General features: G+C 44.1%; 23 protein-coding genes. 9 read left to right on the top strand and 14 right to left on the bottom strand.

The window, feature by feature from the left end:
- Positions 1-33: 33 nt before the first annotated feature.
- The gene (locus PHI74_04000) at positions 34-267 is read left to right on the top strand and encodes a hypothetical protein (GenBank protein ID MDD5485174.1); all 234 of its coding nucleotides are present in this window, start codon (positions 34-36) and stop codon (positions 265-267) included.
- Between the two features lie 48 nt (positions 268-315).
- Positions 316-672, top strand: a complete 357-nt coding sequence (locus PHI74_03995) for a hypothetical protein (GenBank protein ID MDD5485173.1) — start codon at positions 316-318, stop codon at positions 670-672.
- Positions 673-700: 28 nt separating this feature from the next.
- Here the strand turns inward: PHI74_03995 and PHI74_03990 are convergent, their stop codons facing one another.
- On the bottom strand, positions 701-1,510 hold the full coding sequence (locus tag PHI74_03990) for a uridylate kinase (GenBank protein ID MDD5485172.1): 810 nt from the start codon (positions 1,508-1,510) through the stop codon (positions 701-703).
- 215 nt (positions 1,511-1,725) lie between these two features.
- Between PHI74_03990 and PHI74_03985 the strand changes: the two genes are divergently transcribed.
- The 6 genes from PHI74_03985 to PHI74_03960 all read left to right on the top strand — a co-directional run bounded on the left by PHI74_03985 (position 1,726) and on the right by PHI74_03960 (position 8,074).
- Positions 1,726-2,538, top strand: coding sequence for an ABC transporter permease (locus tag PHI74_03985; protein MDD5485171.1), 813 nt, complete (start codon positions 1,726-1,728; stop codon positions 2,536-2,538).
- Positions 2,535-3,590: a tungstate ABC transporter ATP-binding protein WtpC gene (gene wtpC, locus PHI74_03980; protein ID MDD5485170.1), complete on the top strand. Its 1,056-nt coding sequence runs from the start codon at positions 2,535-2,537 to the stop codon at positions 3,588-3,590. Before PHI74_03985 ends, wtpC (PHI74_03980) begins: the two co-directional genes overlap by 4 nt.
- A 199-nt stretch (positions 3,591-3,789) precedes the next feature.
- Positions 3,790-5,844: a tungstate ABC transporter substrate-binding protein WtpA gene (wtpA, locus tag PHI74_03975; protein MDD5485169.1), complete on the top strand. Its 2,055-nt coding sequence runs from the start codon at positions 3,790-3,792 to the stop codon at positions 5,842-5,844.
- 29 nt (positions 5,845-5,873) lie between these two features.
- Positions 5,874-6,674 (top strand): ABC transporter permease, encoded by an 801-nt coding sequence (locus PHI74_03970; GenBank protein MDD5485168.1) that lies wholly within the window; start codon positions 5,874-5,876, stop codon positions 6,672-6,674.
- Between the two features lie 24 nt (positions 6,675-6,698).
- Positions 6,699-7,757: a tungstate ABC transporter ATP-binding protein WtpC gene (gene wtpC / locus PHI74_03965; GenBank protein MDD5485167.1), complete on the top strand. Its 1,059-nt coding sequence runs from the start codon at positions 6,699-6,701 to the stop codon at positions 7,755-7,757.
- On the top strand, positions 7,754-8,074 hold the full coding sequence (locus PHI74_03960) for a LysR family transcriptional regulator (GenBank protein MDD5485166.1): 321 nt from the start codon (positions 7,754-7,756) through the stop codon (positions 8,072-8,074). Before wtpC (PHI74_03965) ends, PHI74_03960 begins: the two co-directional genes overlap by 4 nt.
- Positions 8,075-8,264: 190 nt before the next feature.
- Here PHI74_03960 and PHI74_03955 read toward each other — a convergent pair whose 3' ends face one another.
- The 11 genes from PHI74_03955 to PHI74_03905 all read right to left on the bottom strand — a co-directional run bounded on the left by PHI74_03955 (position 8,265) and on the right by PHI74_03905 (position 23,210).
- Complete coding sequence (locus PHI74_03955; protein ID MDD5485165.1) at positions 8,265-9,011, bottom strand: hypothetical protein; 747 nt, start codon at positions 9,009-9,011, stop codon at positions 8,265-8,267.
- Between the two features lie 177 nt (positions 9,012-9,188).
- Positions 9,189-9,314: a hypothetical protein gene (locus PHI74_03950; GenBank protein MDD5485164.1), complete on the bottom strand. Its 126-nt coding sequence runs from the start codon at positions 9,312-9,314 to the stop codon at positions 9,189-9,191.
- 113 nt (positions 9,315-9,427) lie between these two features.
- On the bottom strand, positions 9,428-10,024 hold the full coding sequence (locus PHI74_03945) for a molybdenum cofactor guanylyltransferase (protein ID MDD5485163.1): 597 nt from the start codon (positions 10,022-10,024) through the stop codon (positions 9,428-9,430).
- A 100-nt stretch (positions 10,025-10,124) separates the two neighbouring features.
- On the bottom strand, positions 10,125-11,123 hold the full coding sequence (locus PHI74_03940) for a hypothetical protein (GenBank protein MDD5485162.1): 999 nt from the start codon (positions 11,121-11,123) through the stop codon (positions 10,125-10,127).
- A gap of 77 nt (positions 11,124-11,200) precedes the next feature.
- The gene (locus tag PHI74_03935; protein ID MDD5485161.1) at positions 11,201-11,740 is read right to left on the bottom strand and encodes a 4Fe-4S dicluster domain-containing protein; all 540 of its coding nucleotides are present in this window, start codon (positions 11,738-11,740) and stop codon (positions 11,201-11,203) included.
- Between the two features lie 12 nt (positions 11,741-11,752).
- Entirely contained in the window at positions 11,753-14,485 is a 2,733-nt protein-coding gene (locus PHI74_03930) for a formate dehydrogenase subunit alpha (protein MDD5485160.1), read from the bottom strand.
- An 80-nt stretch (positions 14,486-14,565) separates the two neighbouring features.
- Complete coding sequence (locus PHI74_03925; protein ID MDD5485159.1) at positions 14,566-15,150, bottom strand: molecular chaperone TorD family protein; 585 nt, start codon at positions 15,148-15,150, stop codon at positions 14,566-14,568.
- Between the two features lie 56 nt (positions 15,151-15,206).
- Positions 15,207-17,270, bottom strand: coding sequence for a 4Fe-4S binding protein (locus PHI74_03920; protein MDD5485158.1), 2,064 nt, complete (start codon positions 17,268-17,270; stop codon positions 15,207-15,209).
- Between the two features lie 88 nt (positions 17,271-17,358).
- Positions 17,359-18,087, bottom strand: a complete 729-nt coding sequence (locus tag PHI74_03915) for a hypothetical protein (GenBank protein ID MDD5485157.1) — start codon at positions 18,085-18,087, stop codon at positions 17,359-17,361.
- A 176-nt stretch (positions 18,088-18,263) separates the two neighbouring features.
- Entirely contained in the window at positions 18,264-21,593 is a 3,330-nt protein-coding gene (locus PHI74_03910) for a DNA polymerase II large subunit (GenBank protein MDD5485156.1), read from the bottom strand.
- Positions 21,594-21,809: 216 nt separating this feature from the next.
- Positions 21,810-23,210, bottom strand: coding sequence for a DNA-directed DNA polymerase II small subunit (locus PHI74_03905; protein MDD5485155.1), 1,401 nt, complete (start codon positions 23,208-23,210; stop codon positions 21,810-21,812).
- 71 nt (positions 23,211-23,281) lie between these two features.
- On the opposite strand from PHI74_03905, the gene PHI74_03900 reads away from it, so the two are divergent.
- Positions 23,282-23,851, top strand: a complete 570-nt coding sequence (locus PHI74_03900; GenBank protein MDD5485154.1) for a signal peptidase I — start codon at positions 23,282-23,284, stop codon at positions 23,849-23,851.
- Here the strand turns inward: PHI74_03900 and PHI74_03895 are convergent.
- Positions 23,810-25,045, bottom strand: a complete 1,236-nt coding sequence (locus PHI74_03895; protein ID MDD5485153.1) for an ORC1-type DNA replication protein — start codon at positions 25,043-25,045, stop codon at positions 23,810-23,812. The two genes, PHI74_03900 and PHI74_03895, sit on opposite strands and share 42 nt — an antisense overlap.
- Positions 25,046-25,447: 402 nt before the next feature.
- Positions 25,448-25,714 (bottom strand): UPF0147 family protein, encoded by a 267-nt coding sequence (locus PHI74_03890; protein MDD5485152.1) that lies wholly within the window; start codon positions 25,712-25,714, stop codon positions 25,448-25,450.
- Positions 25,715-25,887: the final 173 nt, after the last annotated feature.

Genomic DNA, 25,887 nt, shown 5'->3' with positions numbered 1-25,887 from the left:
CAACTGTTATAACAACTGTTAAGAGGTGAAAAAATGGCCAGCAAAATCTATGTTCGAGGAAGAATGAAAGTAGGAAGTGGCGTCAGGCAGCCAATGTTCAGGGTTGTAGCGGTAACTCATAACACAGGCGATGACACACACCTGAAGATTGAGGGGAGACACTTCAGAAAGACCGAGATCGAACAGATCGCAAAGGATGTCGGTGCTAAGGTCGTATATCTCCATGCAGTGCCTGAAGAGGAACGAGGCACCATGAAAGAAGAGTGATGGGGGGGTAAAACCCCATCCTTTTTTTACAATAAATGGTGAACATGAATGGAGCCATTTAGCCAAGCGGATATTTTTGAGGCAGCTGTAAAGATCATGCTCAGTGTTGACAAGTGCATTACAATCCATTTTACCGATGGCTCAATCGCAATAAGATTCCCCACTACAAGAAAACTGGCAGAATATCTCGAAGTGCCGCACTACTATATACTCCCCTATTTCGCCATGATGGAGAAGGATGGCTTGATTACCCGCGTTGAAAGAGTGGGGATCTCGACAACTCTGAAAGGTACCCTCAAATTAATCAAAAAAATGGCGACCGAATATAGAGAACAGACAGAAGAACTTCTTGGAAGCGAGCTCTTCACTGAACTCCAGAAGAGAATTGAATTGGTAGATTCATAAATGACGAATTTTACAAATTTTATAAGAATTAACCAGACCTGATGGTGGTGCCTACCTTTTCCCCCAGAAGGACCTTTGTAAGCATGCCACTTTTATGGCCATTGACTATTTTCACTTCATGAATATTATTCGCATCCCGGAGAAGTTCAACAACCTTTCGCTCAAGAACGAGGTCCTCCATATCCATCTCAATGAGCTCCTGTGCGGTGATATCCTCTATCAATTCTGCATCGGGATTTTTAAAAGGATCTTCGGTATAAAGCCCATCAACGTTCTTCAACAGTATGCAATTCTTTGCTCCTAACACCTCTGCTATAAGGAACGTACCCGTATCGGTCCGGTGAGGTGGAATCATCCCGATCTCTGGAGGATATTCGTACAGTCCATAGGGAGGAGTTCCATGCATGACCGGTAGAATGCCCATCGCAAGTAGCATGGTTATCTCTAAAAGATCAGAAACATGAATTCTCAATGCAGTGTACTTTGAGAGAAGGACCGCCATCATTATCGCATTCTGTTCACTGATCTTGCCCGCAAGCTCTGCCAGCACACCGGTCGGCATTCCAAGGTCGAGACCGATGTCAAGGATGTGACGGACACGCACACCACCCCCCGTGACAACGAGAAGCTGATGATTCTTCGAGAGTTCGCCGATCTCCTCTACAAGAGGTAGTACTACGGGCGCGCCATAATCAATGATGCCATGACCCCCAATCTTGACGACATTGAGATTGGGTGCAATCCTCACTTGTTCACGGTTTTCGTATCGTCTCAGCAGCCCTTTTCTGACAAGGGATTCTCCTTTAAGTTTTGATTTCAGTTCATACCTGCCTTTCATAATAAATAACCCATTAGTTGTCTATTTAAACGCTATAAAATGGATATGTAATAAATAAATACTTCACCTCTTTTGGAATAAATATGTTTATATGGCCGTCATTTGTTTATATAGCTATCGAGTGGTAAAATATTACATATAGATAATGCAATAGAAACAAATATCCCATATCGATAAAATTGTAGAAAGGATATAAAGTATGGGAAATGAATACAATGAAAAAAATTTCGAAATTATCATTTGAGAGGATAAAGCAGGAGAGGGTTTTTACCATTTTCCTTTTTTTAGGACTAGTGCTTGTTGCCTTTGTTTTTATTACGCTTGGAAACATGTTTTACAAACAAGCGGAAGATTTTTCGGGTTTAACTGCCGCTGCAACCGACCCTGTCGTTTTAAAGTCAATCGGTATCAGCATATCCATGGCTCTGATCGCTACCTTAGTCGCTTTCTTTTTCGGTGTCCCTTTAGCTTATTTTCTTGCAAGAAAGGAGTTCGCGGGTAAGAGCATAATAGAGGGTTTGGTGGATGTTCCTTTGATGATCCCGCATGTCGTCGCCGGAATTGCATTATATGGTGTGTTCATGCGGCATGGATTGATCGGTGCACCGCTTCGAAAGTTGAGTATTGTAGTTACAGATGCTTATTCAGGAATTGTGATTGCCATGCTCTTCATGAGCCTTCCCTATTTAGTGGATACTGCGACAGAGGGTTTTAAAGAGGTTGATCCGCGTTTAGAGAATGTAGCTCGCTCATTAGGCGCATCCCAATGGAGAACATTTCGGGAAATAACGTTCCCACTTGCTTTTCCTTCCATACTGAGCGGAGCGATCCTAAGCTGGGGACGTGCAATAAGCGAGTTCTCAGCCGTTTTGATCCTTGCATACCATCCCATATCAGCGCCGATTTTGATATTTGAGAAATTTACCTCTTTTGGACTTCGCGCATCAAGACCCATATCAGTTTTGCTGATTCTGATTTGCCTAGTGATATTCATATTATTGCGCATGCCCCAACGGAGAAAGAAATGATAGAAGTAAGAGACTTATGCAAGGATTGGAAAGAGTTCTCCCTTAAGGATATAACACTAGATGTAAAAAAAGGAGAATATTTCGTTATTTTAGGGCCCACAGGCGCAGGTAAAACGTTACTTCTTGAGACCATTGCTGGATTCCACATCCCTGATAAAGGAGATGTCTGGATTGAGGGGCGCGATGTAACGCTTATTCCCCCAGAAAAGAGGAAAATTGGCTTCATTTATCAAGATTATTCCCTATTCCCCCATTTGACAGTTGAGCAAAACATAGCATTCGGTTTGAAATTAAAGAGGACATCAAAATCGAATACGAATAGTGCAAGATTGAAGGATATAATGAACTGGCTGAAGATTTCGCACCTCGCGCATCGTTATCCAAGCACGCTCAGTGGCGGAGAGCAACAGAAGGTGGCTATTGCAAGGGCCATTGCCATCGAACCCCCCATATTACTTTTGGATGAACCGTTATCTGCCTTAGATCCCAGAACGAAAGACTACCTAAGAGACGAGCTGAAGCTAGTGAAGAAAGAATTCGGTATCACCATGGTTCACGTCACACATGATCAGACGGAGGCGTTGGTGCTCGCTGATAGGATAGCGGTATTGATGAACGGCCGATTGATGCAAGTAGGCACACCCTATGAGATATTTAACAAACCACTGAACGAAGAATTAGCCGACTTTGTTGGTGTAGAAAATATACTCTATGGTAATGTTCGCAATAAGGAGAATGGTATTGCTGAAATAGAGATTAATTCTGGCATGACTATATTCGCTGTTACAGAATATTGTGATGGAGCTGTGAGAGTGTTCGTTAGACCCGAAGACATTACCATATCAAAAAGCAAAGGAGACAGCAGTGCTAGGAACGTTATGAGTGGTAAAATAAGAGAACTACAGAGCATAGGCGCTTTAACCCGGGTGAAACTAGATATCAATCTTGTTGCGCTTATTACCAAGCAATCACGTGAGATTCTTGGACTGCAAAATGGTGATGACGTCTACGCAACCTTCAAAGCAACTTCGGTGCACGTTGTGAGTGGATGAGTGTAAAGTAACTCTAAATCATTTTTTCTCTCAAAGTAAGTGTTTGTTGAACAAGCCATATTGTTGAACAAGCCATATAAAAACCGTTCATTTATAACGAATTACATAATGATTCGGATATCCGAAACCTTTATGCCCAATGGCGCAAAATTTGCTTTGCTCATTGAATAGTAAAAACTTTCATATCGAAGGGATGAAAATGGAAAAAAGAAAATTAAGGATATTAGGGGTGGTTATCGCACTACTTCTGGGTACATTGGTAGTGCCTTGCATACCAGCAAGAGCACAGGGAACCCAAATAATAAGGGTCTTCCATGCAGGGAGCTTAGCAGTGCCTTTGGAAGAGGCGGCTATACAATTTGAAGCATTGCACCCAGGAGTGGATGTGCAACGCCAGTCACATGGCAGTGTTGAGGCCATAAGACAGATAACTGAGGTTGGGAAGATAGCAGAAGTGCTCGCATCCGCAGATTACTCACTCATACCAAGCATGATGTACCCAGATTTTGCCGATTGGGACGTTAGATTCGCGACTAATGACCTTGTGCTTGCGTACAATCCTGAAAAGAGCAGTTATGCAAAAGAAATAACTCCAGAAAACTGGTACGAGATCCTGCGTCGAGATGGAGTGGTATTCGGCTTCTCGAATCCGAACCTCGACCCTTGCGGGTATCGTACAGTAATGGTCTTTCAACTAGCGGAGTTGCACTACGGTGATGGCCAGATATTCGATGATTTAATCCTTAACAAAACTGCAATTACGATCAGTGAGGAGGCGGATGGAACATACCTTATAAAGACGCCGGAAGACATGAAACCAGACACCAGTAAGGTGGACATACGACCTAAATCGGTAGAGCTCGTGGCCTTTGTGGAGGAGGGGGGGCTTGACTATGCATTTGAGTACCGGAGCGTAGCCGTGCAGCACGGTCTCTCCTTCGTCGATTTGCCTGTGCAGATAGATCTAAGCAGTGTGGATCATGCCGATGGTTACAAAAAGGTCAAATTGCAAACATCGGATGGGAATATAAATATAGGATCGCCGGTGGTATACGGCATCACCGTGCCGAAGAATGCAGATAACGCAGATCTTGGTCTGGAATTCGTGAAATTTATCATCAGCAAGCCTGGACAGAAGATCTTTTCAGATATGGGACAACCTGCCATTGTGCCTGCTGTTGGGAATGGGAGTATACCAGAGGATCTGAAACCCTATGTGACCGGGGCAGCTGCAGCCATTCCTGAAGAAACTGCTACATCACTCATGGTATATTGCGGCGCCGGGATGCGAAAGCCGATGGACGAGATTGGAAGCATTTTTTATGAGAAACATGGAGTGAAAATAGAGTATAACTATGCTGGCTCCAATGCACTGCTCAGCCAGATGGAGCTGACGAAGGCGGGCGACTGCTATATGCCTGGGGAGACCATGTACATCGAAATCGCGGCCGAGAAGGGGTTCATCGATTACCAGCAGATGGTCTGCTACCATATACCGGTAATTACGGTGCCCAAGGGCAATCCCGCGAATATTATGTGTCTGGAAGACCTTGCCAGGAAAGGTGTAAAACTCGTGTGGGGCGATCCTCAGGTTGCGGCAACGGGTAAGACCGGCGTGGACATATTGAAGAAAAACAACCTCTACGAAAAGGTCTGGCCGAATGTGATCGCGACCGTGCCTACCATGAACGAGGTGATGGTGATGATCGCAATGGGCCAAGCTGATGCATCAATCAACTGGTGGGATACAGTAAAATTTGTCAAAGAGATTGATGTCATAGAGATACCCAGAGAACAAAATGAGATCCAAATCGTACCTATGGGCACAACGACTTTCACCAAGTACCCAAATACGGCGAAAAAGTTCGTCGATTTCGTAGCCTCGGAGGAGGGCAAAGCCATCTTTGAGAAGCACGGCTTTACCGCCTATCCAAATCCAGAATACGAAGAGGCTATTTCAGTGTCAACACCTACGCCAACGCTAATAGCAGCACCCACGCCAACACCATCATACCCAGGGCACCCACAAGAGACACCAGAACCTACGCCAACGCCAACAACCAAGCCAACGCCAGCACCTACTCCTGCACCAGCACCGACACCCAAACCAACACCAGTACCTACAGTTAGACCAATACTAACCCCAGCACCAGCACTAACAGAGCCAAGCGTACCGGGATTTGAAGCAGCCTTCGCAATCGTTGGACTCCTAGCGGTAGCATATCTGATATCGGGAAGGAAAAATAACCCATAAGAAAAAGCAGAACTAAAAATAGAGAGAATATGTTAGAAGAGTTGAAGGAGTCCAAAATTAAAATCAGCACGATTGCGGCAAGTTTAATTCTTACCGCCTTTATTTTGGCGGTAATTATCTGCTTGGTCACGCACACTACGGTATCGGCGTTAATGGACAGCATGCTTACAGAGGAAATACGATTCGCCATAAAATTGAGCTTGCTGACCTCAGGGGTATCCACCGTTCTATGTATTGCCATCTCAATACCAGTGGCATACGCACTAGCTAGATACGAGTTCTCGGGCAAGATTTTGGTTAACACCTTCTTGGATGCCCCCCTAGCTTTACCGCCTTTGGTCGCTGGAGTGGCATTGTTGATCCTATTCGGCACGACTGACTTCGGAAAATCGCTTGCTGAAATGGGGCTGGTATTTGTTTTCATGCCTGCAGGGATCATTATTGCCCAGTTTTTTGTCAACGTACCATATATGTTTAGGATACTTCGAGGGACTTTTCAAGGAATCAATCCGCGTTATGAGCGCGTCGCTAAGACGCTCGGCTGCACGGAAAGTCAAGCATTTTGGCGGGTGACGCTACCAATGGCCAAGGATGGACTCTTAGCAGGTTCGGTTATAACATGGTCGAAGGGGATAGGAGAGTTTGGCGCTGCACTTATGGTCGCTGGTGCAACACGATTGAAAACAGAGACTTTACCCATCTCATTATACTTGAATATGTCGTGTGGTGAGCTTAATTTAGCTATTGCGTCTGCAACGATTCTCATCATAATATCGCTTGTCTCACTCTTCATTTTTGAACGGTATGGAGGATTTACTCATGCATTTTAATCTTAACGCTTATATGTGGTGAAAATGATACAAATAGAGGGCGTCTCAAAGGATCTTGGTGAGTTCTTTTTACGTGACGTTGATCTTGAGATTTACGATAACGAGTATTTTGTTATTTTGGGACCCACAGGCGCAGGTAAATCTGTACTGTTGGAGACTTTAGCAGGCATTTATCGCCCAGAGAAGGGCAGAATATTCATCGACGATCAAAACATTACATATATACCGCCACGGAAGCGCAACATAGGTATGGTCTATCAAGATTACACTCTTTTTCCGTTTCTGACGGTCGAGGAGAACATTGCTTTTGGTCTCAAGCTGCGCAAAATGAACAAAATCAAGATTAAACGTAAGGTAGAGGAGCTTGAAGAGTTGTTGCATATTTCGCACCTTGCAAATCGGTATCCAGATACGCTCAGTGGCGGAGAGCAGCAGAAGGTTGCTATTGCAAGAGCCATTGCCATCGAACCCCCGATATTACTTTTGGATGAACCGTTATCTGCCTTAGACACACGAACAAGAAAGTATCTTCGAGAAGAGCTGAAGCGAATAAAGAAAGAATTGGATATCACCATGGTTCACGTCACACATGATCAGACGGAGGCAATGTTTCTGGCAGATAGAATTGGCATCATGATGGATGGCGAGATTGTACAAGTTGGCACACCTAGAGAAATATTCAATGAGCCGATAAACGAAAGAGTGGCTGAATTTGTTGGAGTGGAGAATATCCTAGAAGGAGTGATTGAGTCAAACGAAGACGGAATTACCATTGTCAGCATTAAAGGTCATAGAATAGAGGCTGTATCCAACTATTCGGTCGGCGATAAGGTACGTTTGTGCCTCAGACCAGAAGATATCACACTTGTGCTCTCTAGAGACAAGAGCAGCGCAAGAAATTCTTTCAAAGGAATGATAACCCAAATAGTGCCTTTGGGCGCTCTTATACAAGTGAATGTTAATTGTAGCTTTCCCATAATTGCGCTGGTCACAAAACGATCCCTAGAAGATATCGGACTTAAAGAAGGAGACGAAGTTATCGTTTCCTTTAAGGCTACTGCCATCCATATACTAAAACAATGACCGAATTAAAAGCAAAAGTATGGCTGGAAAAGGATGGATTGCCCGTATTGGGTGAGGGTCGAGCAAGATTGTTAGAAGCAATAGACGAAGAGCATTCAATCATTAAGGCTGCAGAAAAACTTGGAATGTCATACAGACATGCATGGGGCCTCGTCCAAAAGATGAAGGAGTCGTTAGGAGAGGGTGTCGTAATTTCAATGCGTGGCGGAAACGAGGGGGGCAGTACCGAGCTGAACGAGAGGGGACGTAGATTGCTAAAAGAATACTATGATAAGGTCCATAAACTGGAGAGCGCTCTGAAGGAAGCTCGCCTTTAGATAATTTAAGTAATTAAATACATAAATAGTCAAAACCTATTCCATCGAGTAGCTTGAGGATACCATTTAGTTTAAGGAATTTTATATTGCTATGAGGCTAACCATTTCACCCAGCAATGAATTCGGGTGCATCCACGACGTTGATTGGGCTTTGCAACGAAATATCCGCCTTTTATTTGATTATTCTACTTTAACCAAAAGAAATTAAAAATTGTCTTGCCAAATCTTTCATTTGAGGGGGTTTTTCAATCATAATTTTTACTTCTTCTGGATCGCTTGTATCTTTCAAACCATGTGCAGCATCCTGCCTAATTTTGCAGAGTTCTTTTATTTCTTTCTCTTTTCTTTCCCCAAGATATTTTTCAAAGCAATCACAGATTTTATCCTTTGTATCCCCACCCTTTTGACCATATTTAGTAGCGATCACTTCGATGGAGTCCCAAAAATCAAGGAATGCTCCTCTGGGGTTTCCATCAGACTCGGCATTTAGACCATTTCTATAGTGGCTTAATGATTTTTCAAAAATTCGCTTTTTATCTTCATCTCGTATATTCGATCTTAACTTAGCAGCCTTGCTTAAAGTACCTTCATCAATTGGGTGCATCACTTTTATTGTTATCTGTGCCATACTGCCTCCAAGCCGTCTGCTCGTCCCTCCGATAGGGTTACTAACCTGACTGGCCCTTATTCCACTTGTTTCAATTCGTATGGATGCGCCCCCCTCTAACGCTATTTTATCAAGTGCTCTGTTTACACGCTTTATGGCTTTAGCTATCACGTTACCAAAAGAGCCTTCTACAACAGTTTTAGCTACAAGATCGTCTTCGGCGAGATGAAACTCAACTTTATCCACTACTGCTCCATCATGTTGTATAGATATCAATCCTTTGATAGGTATCTTCACTTCCCATAAACTTACACTCATGTCTCTTTTCATAATTTTTCTAACCGACAATTTGCATATGTTTTATTCTTTAATAGCTATTTCATTATCAGAAACAACCAAAACATCACCCAAAAAGCCGCTCTCCACCACGTAATAAATTGCGAGGCATTAATTTAATACTAGGCGATTAAGCCACGTTTTTGTAATTACAGCCAAAGATTTGTTTGACTAAAAGGCTTGTAATTCTTTAATCTTTTTAAGTAATTGCGACTCTTCACAATACAGATTTTCGACTATTATCACTTCGTTTTTCTTTAGGTATTCCAAACCCTTCTTCGCGATCTCAGTTACCATGTGTCCACCTTATATCCACAGCGCTGACTAAATCTAAGTCACATATAATAATATGATGTAAAAGAATGTTGCAAGGTTTTTATAGATTTGTATTTTATAGACTTCACACGCTTTTACTTAGATGTCCTCTCCAGATCTTCCATGGTGTTCACGTTGATGAACGTCCTTAGGTCAGGATCGATCTTTTTTATCTTCTCGATTGATACATATCTAACCCTTGACAAAGCTTTTAACGGCGATATGATCCTGCGATCGTCCTTCTGTATGGCGCCTTCACAGGCCTTGATCGTGCTTTTCCTCTTGTAAACGGCATGCAACGGCTCTATATTGCCATCTGGCCATCTTGGCACCACTGCATCATACCCCTTTGCCAAAGAAAATAGAAAATCGACGACATCTGGATTGACGAACGGCATATCACAAGCAACTACCATTACATAGTCGCCTTTTGCGCATTGCAGTCCAGCCAAGATGCCTGCCACCGGACCATAATCTAGGATGGAATCATAGGTTAGCCTCGCTCTACAGATCACTGGGGAAATTTTTTCTCTCTGAGCTACGTCACCGACAACAACGAGCACCTCATCCACAATCCCAGAAACATTATCAAGCACATGCTCGATCATCTTCTTCTTTCCGATCTGAGCCATGGACTTGTTCGTATTAATTCTAGTGCTTTTGCCACCGGCCAGTATGATGGCTGATCTCATAACTTGTCCTATTTATTTATTGCCTCGATAAGATTTAAAAACGACCCATAAATACAGTTATTCAAAAAAATAAAAATAAGATAGATAGAGAGCAAGTTAACTACTTACCCTCTCTCCTCAGTTTCTCGTACCACTCCGGGTGATGTTCTTTCACATACTCTTCAGATGCCTTAGTGGTTAGCATGGACTTGAAAAGTGGCCATGATGGAGGTATCACAGCAGCAGTGAGGATATGCACGATCAGGAGAAGCAGTATCAGGATAGCCACTATGAGATGAAGTTTGGTCGCAATATGTACGAGGGTGGGGGATAGTTCCCGCGTATATCTGAGTGTCTTGACGATTCCTGTGAGTATGATTGCGCCCACGAGAATCGCCCAAGCCGGAGTTTCCACCCTTTCAATAGGAAGCCATTTCCCTGCATGGGGTGGTTCCTTAACACCTATCTTTGCAAGCAGATTGGCCAGAGGTCTCTTGAGTTTCTCGGGCAAATACAACCCCCTAATTCCGAAGAAGGCTCCATCCCCAATAACACCCATAATAGCCATGGTCTCTGCTATTGAGTCCTTAAAATCGCTTATAACTGGTAGGATCTCTCTGTCACCGGCGATTATGTGATTCACTATGTAGAAAAGACTGGCGAAGACCAAGATGCCTGCACCGATGAAGTGCAGCTTGTATGCCATCAAAAATGGTGAGAATGTCTTTAGCCACCCAAACCTGGTTCCAAGTAACAAAAAAACCGCGGTTATGATGCACATGATGCATCCTATCGTGTGAGTCCAATGCTCGAACAATATGCTGAATGGGTGCCGCTTTACTTTCCCATTTGCAATGACTGGAACCATGGGTTTTTTTCTTGCGCTCCTACCTCGGAGAAGACCCAATATGACGCCAAGAACTATTACAACTGGTAAAGCCTGAGCGAAGAGATCTTTGGCCGCATTCAAACTTTGTGCCTCTGCCTCCCAATCTGGTCGCATTATGTTACTCAATATCTCGCTAACATCAGCGGCATTTGCACTGATTGCACTGAACATTGCTATTATGGCAAGTAAGCCTATGGTGACCGTGATCTTTCTACCAGTACCTTTTTTCACCCCATTTCCTCCCTGTAATTGAAAAGGTGGTAGATAGAAGGTGTTGTCTCCCCTTTATCATATCTATTTTGTCCTATCTACAGTAGGGTCCCTGGCTTTAGCCTCGCTGCAACTCTCTCCCGATAGATTGCACTGATTTCTTCTGCATCTCCGACGAGTAGGGCTTTGGTTGAACAGAAAGCCGAACATCTTGGATTGGGCTCTCTCTCAATTCTATCACCATTCTCATCCTTCTGCTCGAAGGGCGTCACGCATAAAGTGCATTTATCCATCTTGCCCCTGGTAGTGAAGGGCAATCCTCCAAGGAACTGTGGAGCTCCGAATGGGCAGGCCCAAGAACAGTAGCCGCAACCAATGCACTTGTCCTTGTCAACTAAGACGATGCCATCCTCTCGCTTGGATATTGCTCTCGCGGGGCATGCAGCCATACACGGAGGGTCTGCACAGTGCATGCACGATAATGGCACGTTCATCTCGTTAGGTGTTCCCTCATTGAGAGTTATACCTCTAATGCGACGTATGCCCATTGGAACGTCGTTCTGCTGCTTGCATGCTACCTCACAGCCCCCACATTTTATGCATCGCTCTATGATAGGTAAGACCTTGTATGTTGTCATCTTTCATTCCTCCTATGCCTTATAGACATTGCAGAGACAGACTTTCGTCTCCTGCATCTGTGTTACCCTGTCGTATCCATCGACTGTGATGATGTTGCACGAGTCTCCGAGTGCCATTTCGGCGGTATCTTTGGGGTATCTGTCCTCATAGGATTCTCCCTCAAAAATCCCTGCCCAGTGATATGGCATGAAAACCAGCTTCCTCTTCTCGTCATAGGGCACTCTCTCAGTAACGTATGCTCTCACTTTGCACCTTCCTCTCAACGTCTCAACCCACACCATATCCCAGTGTTTGACCCCTAGGTCTGCTGCCAGGGCAGGATTGATCTCCACATACATCTCTGGTTGAAGTTCTACTAGATAAGGACAGGATCTTGTCTCTGCCCCGCCACCCATGTGCTCAACTTGTCTTCCCGTAGTCAGGACAATTGGGTATCTTTCAACCAAATTCCTCCTGGACTGCTGGAAGGTTTTGTATTCTGTCATGACCCTGAAGAATTTTGGGGCATCCGCATAAGTTGGATACTTATCTACGAGATCTGGTCTTGGGCTTTCTATTGGCTCCCTGTGTATTGGAACTGGGTCTGGCAGGTTCCATGCCCAGATTCTGGCTCTGCCCCTTCCAGTAGGTGGATTGCCTGCAGCGAGATATTTGTTTATCTCGGTACCAGTAAGGTCATAGGCATATCCAGATTGGGGTACTGGATTGTCTCCTCGAAGTAGGCTTTCTCCGACGTGCTTGTTATGAGCGTTCTCAGGTACTGCTACACCCCACCTAACTCTGAAGTCATGCCCTCCATCACTCACAGGCTTGCTTGAATCGTAAAGTATGGGCGTTCCGCAGTGTGTATCGGTCCAACATGGCCATGGTAGACCCCAATACTCTCCCTTACAAGGGCCACCTTCAGCACGCAGAGTGTCTCTATTGGTGAAAGTGGCTGAATTCTCCATCTGCCTCTTTACTCTCTCGGGGGTCTGTCCAATCATGCCGATTGATCTCATCCCATTGTTCATCTCTCTCAGGACGTCCTCCGGGTACTGGCGGAAGTTCTTCGTGTACTCGGCGCCAAAGCCCAGTTTGTTTGCCAACTCCAGCAGGATTTCCATGTCTGGTCTGCTGTCGTATCTTGGCTCAACTAGTTTGAATCTCCACTGTACCTGCCTTCCGGTAGTTGTAACGCTCCCCGCCTTCTCAAATACCGTAGATGCTGGAAGTGCTATGATGCCGTCTGGTCTGTCTGCCAAGGACGTAGCAATGGTCGAATGTGGGTCAACGCTGACGATTAGATCGATCTTCTCCATAGCCTCTTTCATCTTCTTCATCTGAGTAATGGAGTTCAACGAGTGTCCCCAGACGAAGACCACCTTGAGATTGCGTGGCTGATCGATTTCAGCTTCTGGCTTCAGAACGCCCTCGTACCATCTTGAGACAGTAAAGCCATTCTTTTCCATCAGTTCCTTGTTCTCGAACCTGCCCAGCATCCAGTCATAATCAACACCCCAAACTGCACACCAGTGCTTCCATGCAGCTTCTGTCAGACCATAATAGGCTGGCAGATTGTCTGCCAGAATGCATGCGTCGGTAGAGCCCTGCACGTTGTCATGCCCCCTAAATGGCTGACATCCACCTCCTGATTGGGCGGAATGACCGAGGATCAGATTTAGGATTCCCGACATGTGGATATTATTCGTTCCTACGGTGTGCTGCGTCTGTCCCATCGCCCAGACGATTGCCGAGGGTTTGTTCTCGTAAAGCATTCGTGCCATTTCCCGTATCTGATCAGCCGGAGCCCAGGTGATATCCTCTACGACCTCAGGAGTATATTCTCTACAAACCTCCCAGAAGTCATCGAATCCTATCGTCCTGTTATCTATGAACTTCTTATCGTGCCAGTTGTTGTTGATTATAACGTTACATATTCCCATCAGCAGTGGAACGGTGGTTCCAGAACGGAACCTCACAAATAGATCTGCCTTTGCAGCAGTTCTCGTGAATCTCGGATCAGCGACGATAATCCTTGCACCCCGGTCCTTTGCCTCAAGGATGTGCTGCATGCTCACCGGATGTGCCTCTGCCGCATTGGAGCCGCAGAAGAATATGCATTTCGAGTGCCGCATATCGTTCACATTATTCGTCTGAGCGCCAAAGCCCCACGTGTTAGCCAATCCAGCCACTGTAGTGGAGTGACATATTCTCGCCTGGTGATCAACGTTGTTCGTCCCCCAGAATGCAGCGAGTTTTCTGAAAAGATAACATTCCTCGTTGGTCATCTTCGCAGAGCCCATCCACATCACTGAGTCTGGTCCATACCTGCTTCTAACGTCTTTTAGTTTATTTGCTATCTCCGTCAATGCCTCGTCCCAAGATATGCGCCCCCATTTTCCATCTTTCTTTTTCATGGGGTACCTAAGACGACGTTCTGAATTTACCATCTCTGCTATGGATGTTCCTTTAGAGCACATTCCACCCGCATTTATCGGATGATCTGTCCAAGGTTCCATTCGAACTAATTCGCCATCCTCTACTCTTCCGAGCACACCACAACCCACTGCACAGTGAGAACAGATGGTTTTAACCAGATTTGTCGTAGGTGCTGCTGCAGCTTTTTCAAATAGTTTGCCTGTAAACTTCTTGGAAGTTGCGTATCCTCCAAGAGTTGCAGCCGCACCAAGTGCAGTCAATTTGGCGAAGGTGCGTCTGCTCATCTTGAGTTCACTGAGGATAGATTTTGATTTTGCCGCCATTATTTTCCTCCTAATTTAAAACTCATAGTATTATACGACTAATCCTATTAAACAGTTACGTTTATTAATTAATTAAAATACTAAAAAACCCCCTCACATTCATCTATCCAATCCTTATCCATAAGTATGAAGCCCTTCGTGATCTTTGCAATGCTCTTGTAGAAATCAGAATGCTCACTTTTGTACAGGTCGTCGCAGAAATCCGGCACCCATTTAATCAGATGCTCGTCCATGAACTCCTTTTGTAGCTCCCAGTATTTCCCCATGCGCTCCCCCTTTTTTAGCGCTTCTTCACATAGATGGTACATGAATTTTAGCTCGAATGCGATGTAATCCTCTGGTTCTGGATATTCTTTGGACTTTGCGATTCCCGCTTTCCTATAATCCTTTTTAAGCCTTAACAGAGACGGCCCCCCCATAGTTCCACCTACATACATGGATTCATAGGGGGGAACTGGAGGACTGCCGGGCCCTAGGAAAAGGCGGGTGTACTCATCCGTCAACCTTTCATGAACCTCATCCACCTCTTTGCTCGCTTTCATGAACTCCCTCAACTTCTCAAAGCCCTCGGCCATATCCTCGTTCAAGGGCTTCAGGTCTGGAATCGTAACCGTATTATTAACCAGGTCTTCAGCAAGCTCACGTGGTGGCTCCTCTACGTACATTCGGTATAAAAACGCATATAGATCTTCTCTCAATTTCAAAAATTCTTCGATCTCTGTCACTTTATTTTCTCCAAAACCTTTCCTAACGCCCTCACGGCCCTGCAATCCTCGCAATATTTGAGCAGCCCCAAACGCTCTTCCGTACTGAGTTCATCGGTTCCCTCTAACCCGCGTATCAAATTTGATGTGCGATTCAATGCTGCCCTAGTTATAAACGCTTTACCACATGCCTCGCACCTAACAAGCTCCGACTCAGCTAGAGTGATCTCTTTTAGATCGCTTAGTTTGGCAAAATCGAGCACTTTGTTCAATCTAAGTGCCCCTTCTGGACATGCTTTTTCGCACAACCCGCATGAGATGCAATACCCATAGATGAAATTGACCTTATTCTCTTTTCTTATTATCGCATTCATGGGGCACATGTTCATGCATGCGTTGCATAGGGTGCACTTTTCTGAGATGTGGATGTCTGCAAAAGGAAATCTCGTATCTTCCTCAACGAAGTTTGGCGATATCCCTGTCTTAACCGAGAGACCATGAACCAAACCCAATATGACGTCTCTCTTTGCTGTTTTGTCCAATTTGATTGGTTTCTTCTCTTTAATGGGAGATGGACTCAAACCTTGTACGAAAGACATTACAGCACTCACGAAAGTGCCTGGTTCATCTGCATTGACTTGGATACGCTTTACTCGCTCGCCCAGACCAAATGCGCCCAGAGCCATATTGGCAAATTTTACTGCCAATTCTCCTGCCACAGCATCATGCGGGCAGTCTTCACATTCCAGCAGTAGAACCCCATCTGCACCCATATCGAAGGCTCGAAGAATGTGTGCCTCTGAAACAGAGTCAACACACGAAACGAACAATGGGAGAACAGGGTGATATTGAAGTCGTTTTCTACCGACAAAATCCAGAGTTTTCTCGCATTCCAAGCAGGCAAACATTAGCACTTTGAGACTTGTGTCTTTTTTTGTTTTGCCTAGCAAGACCTCTATCTGCGAATAGATGGCGTCTTCTGGGCATTCCCTCAGTTGAGGGAGTGAGATTGGACAGACAGCAGAGCAGACTCCACAAGCCCTGCATGCAACCTCGTCAAACGAGATTCTATCTCCAGCACGTGTTATCGCACCATAGGGACATGCAATCTCACAGAGTTCACAGCCCACCATTTCGCTTTTCCCTGCGGCACAGTTTTCTAGGTTCAGGCTCAAAACCTTTCGTTTTTTAATTTTTCCGAGATTTGAAACGATTTCCAATACCGCAGAGGATGGATCGTCTCCGCACAAGTAAATGCCGTCTCGCACAGGATATTTCCAATCTCCGATTACCAAGAGCTGGCCGGCTTTTAGTGTTTCATTTTTATAACTTAGATCGATGGCACCGGTGGGGCATACATCAGTACAGTCGCCACATTCATTGCATAAATCATTTATTGAATACACTAAACCAGATTGAATTGCATTTTTCGGGCATATATTCTCGCACAATCCACAAATGATGCATCTTTCTGGATCGATTTTTCCTTTCACTATTTCTACATCTACAGAAAAATTGCCCATTGTTCCTTTCACGTCTTTTACAGATCCAATATGAACCAACACATCCTCTAAAGAGGTGAGTCCTGAGGCAGAGTTCATCAAAAGTTGTACATTAGCCAACTTTGAGAGGTTTTTTGCGAGCGTTACCCCGAGGGATGAGTTTCCTATCACCAATACATCGTATCCCACATCGATGACAAAGCTCTCAACCTTAGGTCTTGTCTTTATACGATCGATGGCTGCCAGAAGCAAACGCTTTGCCTTTTCAGTAGCACCCTTTTCATCATGAACCCATCCACAATGCTCTCTGAGATTTAACAGGCTGATGTCGTCGCCTTTGAATCCCATTCCTTCAACCAGCTCTTTGAAAATTCGTTTTTTGAATGTACAGCCTATGATGACCGAGTCGAGTTCCTTTCGTCTAATGTCATCTATGATATATGCAAGCCCGTCTTCCTGACACAATAGGTCGTGAACCTCGACGATCTCCACTTCTTTTCCGATGCTCCGCTTGACTTCCCTGAAATCGATGCTTGACGTATTGTTGCAGGTGCAAAGAAAAATACCAATACCCATCATAACTTTATATGGCACTAATAGAACATAATACTTGTTATGCTCAATAATTTCAGGGGTTAAAACTTAGAGGTGGGGGCACTTTCAAACATTAAAGTATCTTTTTTATTTCTTCTTTAACTTTATTTTTATTAACTCCGATAAATTTACCATTCTTGAATATTTTTATTTTGCCTTCTTTATATATACCTCTACCTTCATTGCCTATATCAACAAGGATCACAAGAACTTTAATTTTGGGGTCGATTCCAGTAAGAGATCGTTTAATAACATCAGAGTATCCTTCATATTTACTTCTATTTTTGGATCGCCTTATACCTCTTGATTTACAAATATTTCTTTGAATATGAATTACATAACCTTTTTTTCTTGCTTTTTTTGTTTTCTTAATATCGCTATTCAAATGTTTCTTAAAAATGTCTTCACTTCTAGCAGCTTTTTCAGTTCCGAATTCGAAAATATAATCAGGTTCTATCCATCTTTCATTGACTTTTAAATTAAGTGGATCATCGATTTTTTCAATCTCTTTGGGATTAAGAATTACAATATCGCTTCTTGCCCTAGGTAAATCATGATGTCCATATTCTTTATGGACTGCCATTGTTTTGTATTTATTTTCTGAGGGTTTTCCTTGTTTATTCAAACCAATTGTTAAATTTGTAGAATGTAGCGAATCATAACTTAATTCTGGAATTTTCATTAATTCTCCCATTACTAAAAAATGTATGTCCGTCTCTGAAACAAAGATAAGTGGATTTTGACAAATACGATCTAATATTTTGGATAATATTTCGTCAATCTTTTCGTCTGTAGCTGCCATCTCATTCCTTCTTAAAAAATTCTTATTATCTTTAATTTCCCTTCCTTCTTCATAAACTGCTACTGTTCATGTTTTTGAATACTTTCTTGGTCATTTTTAGTAGCCCATTATCGCTATTCGGCTATTCGCTATGATAGACCTATCAGAAGACAAAATCATTTGGGTTTACATAAGGTTCACATAAAATCTACCAATTCTGCCTGTTTGACTTTGTCAGAAGCGAAAAGCGAGTTGATTTCAAGTTCTATCAAACGAAGCCGCTGTTTTGTGTAGTTGGAGATATCATATTCTTCTGCTGTTTTCAGCGAGATGTCCAGATATTTCCTGATAGATCCTTCATGCACTGTCAGTATCACCTTACCACCACATTTGGGGCATGTGCCCCTAAGTGGAGGTCTCCGAATCCTCGCGTTGCATTTAACACATCGCATTTTTTGTTTTGAGAATGCACGTAAATTGCCGATCAAATCTGGTAAGAAATGTGAGACTATGACGCGTTCAGCCACATCCCTTGCATCGACAGCCCTAATCTTCTTTGCTAATGTTAGTTGCGCCTCCATTTTATCGATCATGGTTCCCAATGTCTTATATGCACTATTCATCGGGCCCGCCGCAATATCAGAGGTGTCGTGTGTGAAGTAAAAGCCCTCGTATTGCGTTGAAGATCCCAACCTTGCTCCGATTGTATCCATTTTTACCTCTATGTCCTTTGGGTCGGCATGTTTCAGAGATGCTTCGTAGAATTCCAGTGGATACCTCCTCAGTAGATCTATGTTATGCACCTCGCTATCGATCTCGCTCGGGTTTATGCGCGTGGTAAGCACGATCGGTGCGTCCATCTTGCCCCCGCGTTTATCCGGCAGATATGAAAGGGAAAAGTTGAGCAGTCCGTCCATCAGAAGCATTATGCAGTCCTCATCACCATCGCAATTACGACGCTTCGCTGCATGGAAAAACGGATGGGCATAGCATACGGATGCGCTGGTGAAGCCAACTATTCGCCCCAGAACTCCCGCAGATGTGTGGGGCGCAAGCCCGATGACCAATTTTCCTATCAAGTCATCCACCGATTGGATGTTATAATAGGCGTCCATACCATAGTATTTCACCAATAACTCATCCAAAAAATTTGCAACAAGCAACAAATAATCTCCAGCACCTTTTGAGAGGATCACGTCCTGGGGCTTTAGTTCAACCACTTGACTTTCATCTTTGAGGGCTTTGCCATCCATATCCAGGCAATATCCAAGCTCACTGAGCCGATCTAATGATATACCAATCTCCCTTGGCCGGAAGTGGGTGAGCGGCAAATCCGTTATATCATATCTGATGGTTCCGTCCTTGAATACATATGTTCCATTCTTGGCTCTCAGAATTCCTTTTTCAAGTGGTTCTGGGGTCTGATTTTTGGAGGTTAGGCCTAGCACGCCTTTGAATTCTTCGGGCGCACGTTCACCTAATCGTTCCAGCGACCGAGCATAAAGGGCACTAAAATCGATGGCTTGCTTTCTAACGGAAGAGGTCTTCCTGCCACAACGGGGGCAAAGCTCCTTTTCCCCGGAGGAAATGCCACAGCTTACGCAGAACATGACTGGAAAGGTACGACCACCACAATCACATAGATTTTTGAACGTGGTGATGCCGCAATTGGGACATTTTTTGATTCCTAACTCGATTTCAATTTCGCCCTTCTTACCATTTAATGAGCGGTTTCTGCTTCCTTCGCCGCCTGTTGGGAACAAGACATGTACTGGAGGGTGCATTTTCCTTTTTTCTGACTTCTCCGGTCTCCCCATTCTACCACCAATTCGGATCGGTGCACGCTCTCGAATTCGTACACCAGCCATTGCTGATACTGCTTCAATCGTTTTTTCATAGGATGTGGGTGTGTCCCCTTTATGCCGGTCTTGGTCCAGCCCAAGGCATCGAATAAGCGGAAGCGCATGATCGACAATTATGTTGTCCCCACGAACCTTATGAGGAATCAATAGCGTTTCTAGGATCTCTTTCACTCTTGGATCAACTGGAATGGTGAGAGTTTCACCATATTTCCCTTTTTCAGAGATGTGATTTGCCAACAAATCTAGCTCTGAGATGGTGATGTCATGCCACAGGTAGGTATATTTAGGGTGCAACGGCACATCAAATTGCTCTGATAACTCAAACGCCCTCTCTGGCGTGATGTCCTTTAGATCTTCTCGGATGGAATTTTTCTCTTCAAGCTCCTGGATCCACCACTCATAACAATAGGAGGCTGGAACGAGGGGGTGAGCATTCTCCAGAAAATCACCATAGTTTATCAGGATTTCCCCAACATCGATTATCTCTGCAACGCTCGGACGTAATTCATGGGCTTGCTCTACTGAATCTATACGCAAAACATCTCCATTAACCAAGCGAACGGTCGGCCCTTCTATTGTGTCCACCGGCGTGATGCCAACCGCTTTTCCAGGCAGCTCAACTTTCATTTGCGTGCCAGTGGCGATAAAATCATCAAGCAGGTTCATCGTAGCGGGATGGATCCCAGCAGTTGCATAACACGAATTGCGCGAGCGCCCATATCGCAATCTAAATCCCCCTTTGGCAGAGGGATGCGAGAAAACAGGCCTCCCCGCTATAATGCCCTCAAGGAACTTTTCCTTTCGCCCCGATACCCTCTCACCCACATGTTTTTTAATTATCAGATTATCCAACCACTCCCAGCCATCTAAACCCAGTTGTTCCACGTAGGTCTTGACCTTCGGCGCCTTTAATGCAAGTCCTTCTGCCAGCACAAGCACCATTCCGCCCCTAACCCGGTTAGTCTCTATGCGATCTAAGTTTCTGTACGCAGAAACCTCTTCCTCCTCGGTAGGTTCGCCATCTATGCAAATGGGACAATTATTAACTATCAGGCGAATTTCTTCATTGGAGGGAGTGTATTGAAGATTCGTTATCCTCTTATAAAGAAGGACCTCCTCAGCATAGCGCTCAACTTCCTCTATTCTAGGCTTATATTCCGATATGCCAACTTTTCTGCGCACATAGTCGGCCACTAAGACGGACAATGCCTGGGCGGTTCCTCCTGCACTCCTGATGGGCCCGGAATAATATATTTTCAGGTAGTCGCTTCCATCATCGTTTTTCCCCACGCCTACGCGGGCGATGCCTTCAATTGGGGCAGCCACGATTCCTTCGGTTAGTATCGCCACTGCAGTCCTGATTGCGCCATCTACCAAATCGAGTCCTGATTTGCTACCTATTTTGCCTTCAGCGAAGTCCAGCCCTATATGCAAAGCTACTTCCTCTCTGGATACCTCAGACTCCAACTCGCGAATTCTTTGGGCGACTCCTTTGATGCCCACTAGGCTTTCTACCCTGCCAGCAAGATCCTTGGCCAGCAGAATCTCCGGGTCTGGACTGGGGTCTTCGCCGCGCATTTTAGCCTCTTTCGCTATTTTGATACAGCGCTCTAGTTCGGCTTCCAGTGAATTAAAATAGGATTGGATTTGCTCAGAGCTCATCATATGATATAAGGAATGCTAATTAAATTAATATATCATCATTGTCCTATCTTATAACAGGAGTTTTCTTGAGCGGTTTAGTATACATACTTAAGACCTGTTTGGGTGCTCTCTGCGCGAGAACTGTGAAAACCCCCAGGTTCATTAAGGGCTGTCTCAAGTGAACTGGTGGGCGCCAATAGAATAAATAGGGAGATAGCGTCATCCCCTACGTTGGCATCACGCAAATTTCAAGATCGAGGATTCCATCGTACTTAAATCGATGATTGGAACATGAGCTGGGACTGGCTCTAGGTTTATCCTTTTCTGGAAATCGGTCTGTGCTTGCCATGTACCAGAATTCACCAAAGTAACGCCACGATACCTTGATAGCCCGATGGTGTGCACATGGCCGCAATGTAATATGTCAGGAATGCTATCGATCACAAAATGGTCTTTCTTCTCAGGTGCTATGGAAACGCGTTCACCATATATCGGAAACAAATGTCTTCTTCTGAGCATTTCAACCATGATTCTGTCTGGCGCTTTATAGGATAGCCCTGGTAGTGCTGCAACAAAATCATCCAGAGAGCGTCCATGGTAGATAAGTGCTTTAATGCCATCCAACTCTATCAACGAGGGGTTGCCCAAGAACATCACATTTAGATCGCAAAACATATCGGTTATTTTCTTTGGCAAAGCTGGCTGTGGCTCTGCCTGTCGAACAGCATCATGATTCCCTGGCAAGATTATGATCTTGATGTGCGTTGGTACTTCCCTAAGATACTCTGCAGCCTTTTGATATTGCTCGTAAATATCCGGGATTAGTAGGTCTTTTTCTTGGTCAGGGTAGACTCCGATCCCATCCACCAAATCGCCCGCAATTACTATGTATTTTACTTTTTCGGCCAGCGTTCTTTGATCATCGTCTCCGAGATCGCCATTTAACCATTTGATGAACTTAAGCCATGCTCCCTCTAAGAACGTCTTACTCCCAACATGTATGTCAGATGTCAGCACCGCAAAAACTTTTTCAAATGCTCTTCTGGACTCGTTTTTTACAGGTATGTCCGGCCACAATATATTACTTGCTATCAAAAGCTTACCGTCTTTTGTCAGATTTCCGGTAACGCCAATAACCTCATCCAAGATGACATAATTGGATACTTCAAGTAAGCCCTTATTCTTTTGGAGAAGGACTGGGAACGTCCCGGTTGGGTCTTCCAGCTCTATCAATTTATGTCCGTTTGAAGTATTCCTAATATCAGATACCATTCCAATAACAGCAGTATCCCCTCTGACTTTGTTGAGGCTTTCAATGGGTCTTGCATTTACCCTTCCTCGGATCATATCGCTTAGTTTGGCATATCTATCACGAAAATACAAAACGAACTCGTCATAACCGCCAAAACACGTCGATTCGCTGGTAATGTCACTTAAAACTCGAACCCCTGCTGACGGCCTTGAGAGGGCTTTTCTAACATGTTCCGGAGTGACCACCAACACGGAGTCATCCAAAGACGTCAGTATGTCTTGCATCAGCGCCTCAATGGAGCCTTCGTGCTTTTGTATCATTGCAACCGCATCTGGATGTATTTGATGCCCTGCCTCTGCAAAACGTTGGATAGTGTCTTCTACCATAAAATCAACAAGGATATTAATAGTGTAGTAGGGTATAAATTATACGTTAGAGTGTATTAAGGGGTTTACAAATGAATGATAATTTTTGGATTGAATTGGCAACGGATTTGGTCTTTGCAACAACCGTGGTGTTCCTAGGCATAGGTATTGTATATCTCCTCGCAGGAACCTGGCCTTTTATGGTTGGAATCACATCGGGTAGTATGATGCCAAACATGTATAAGGGGGATCTAATATTCCTTCAGGGTATTAGTCGCACCACCATCAAAACATATCAAGTTGGTGCAGAGACAGGCTACACCTCTTTTGGTGGGTATGGTGACGTGGTAGTATACAGACCCAATGGAGATCCTGAGGTGATCCCAATAATTCATAGGGTCATGTATTGGGTTGATGCAGGAGAGCCGATGCCCAATGGCGAGCCTGCGCCCCATGCAGGATTTATCACTAAAGGAGACAACAATGATGGTTATGATCAACCTGTCTTGACGGATCCGGTAAAACCAGACTGGATCGTGGGTGTTGTTAGAGTTAGAGTGCCGTATTTAGGATATTTAGGCATTAGATTAATTTTTAGCATGACTTACCCAATCCAAGACTTAACCATACAATCGGGTCTGGGTATCAGGTATGCTAACTGACTTTAGACGGACCCCCCCGAGTGACTTAAGCCGATAGTCTTCAAGCAGTACATACTTTATCTGATCTATTGGAATACTAACCGATATTTCCTTTGTTCGCCCATATCGGCCCTTGCTAACCACAGTGGCACTGACGATCCCTAACATATCGAGCTCTGATATCAAATCAGTCACGCGACGTTGTGTTAGATCAGCCATGTCAGTCTTGTGGCAGAGGTCTTTGTAGACCTTATAGACTTCGCCCGTAGTCAGGCTCTTTCTATTAAGCAAGACCATACTGTACAAAACCAGCTTAGATTGCGTTGGGAGGGTACGCACGACCTCAACGATCCTGTCCAGTTCAATTTTATCCTGCGCCCATCGAACGTGCTCTTCCATAACGATGTTATTTTGGGCGCGCTCGGCCAGTTCGGCAGAGACGCGTAGTAGGTCAAGCGCTCGCCTCGCATCACCATGCTCTTGGGCGGCAAAAGCCGCACAGAGGGGGATTACCTCTGGGCTAAGTGCATCTGACTTGAACGCCATACTCGCCCTTTGCTCCAAAATATCCCTCAGCTGGTCTGCATTATATGGTGGAAATATGATTTCCTCCTCCCCCAGAGACGAACGGACCCTGGGGTCCAAGAACTCTATGAATTTTAGATCGTTGGATATGCCAATTATACTAACTTTGGCATGATTTAATTCAGAATTGATTCTTGACAGGTTATACAATATTTCATCGCCCTTTTTAACCAATTTGTCAACTTCGTCTAGTATGATGATGACCGCCCTATTCCCGTTATCGATTCCATTTTTAAATTCAGCATAAACTTGGTCGGTTGGCCAGCCAGTCGGCGGGATTTCCTTATCAAAATATCCTGCCAGGTGATAAAGCACCCGATATTGCGTGTCTACAACTTCACAATTGATGTACAAAACGGTGCATGGTTTTCCTTTGGATTCGCTTATCATCTCAAGCTCTCTTCCAACATTTTTTACTACGGCTGTTTTACCAGTGCCACTCTTTCCGTATATCAGGATATTTGAAGGGGTCTCTCCCCGAAGAGCGACTACAAGCGTGGCAGCCATTCTATTTATCTGTTCTCTTCTGTGGGGCAAATAATCAGGCGTATAGGATGGGCGCAAAACCTCCCTATTCACAAAGATTGGTTTGATGCTTAGTAAATCCTCGAATAGTTGTTTGAGTTCCAAACATATTCCCTCCCACAAATACTCCAATGGAAAGATGCCTAATAATGATTTTGGTAATCACCCCTTTATTTCTACTGGAGTTTACAATTCATTATGCATTAGTTCAACTTTTATCAAAAAGGATTTTATGAGCTTTTTTTAGCAAAATCTCTTTTTTTATTAGTTTTTGATTTTCTCGATGTTTTATCAAAATAGGTCGGGTGTATAAAGTTTCAGGCTCCCCTCCCCCCCTATTTCTACTGGAATTATTATAGCATATTATAGTTATATATTAGATTTACTTAACATATTGTTGTTAGATTATAATACTTTTACTATATAAACGTTGTTATCGAATAAAGAAAGTGAGAATTATAATCAACTCAGGAATACCTCCAATAGAAACAATAGGGTGAGCGTTAACTAAATATCAATAGAAACTCTCTCTAATTGACTAGCTACACTCCAAATTAACGTTCTTGCATGTAGTGGAATGTTAAGGTCATTACTAACTTCATTCAAAATCGACATTGCAGAAGCAGCTCTAATAACAGGGGGCGTATTTGTATCAAATAAGGCGGCCCGAGCCCCATCAGCCGCCCGTCTTATATTTCTTGGGATGGAACCATCCTCTATAATTTGCCCTAAAATAGCAATACATTGCTTGATAACATCTTCTTTGGACGACATTATATCCCCCCATATTACTAAGGTGAACAATCTATATTAAATCTTAGGCTCTGTAGAAAACCTTTCCTCTCAACTCTAGCTTAATGCAAACTCTTATAAAAAGTAAGTATCCCCTGAGTGATAGCAGAAGACCGACAACAGGGGATGGATGTAAGTGTCTACGAATAGGTATA

The organism is Methanocellales archaeon, from assembly GCA_028715985.1.
Classification (GTDB): domain Archaea; phylum Halobacteriota; class UBA148; order UBA148; family UBA148; genus UBA148.
The sequence above is the reverse complement of the archived record's forward strand: the minus strand, read 5'-3'. Positions and strand labels throughout refer to the sequence as shown.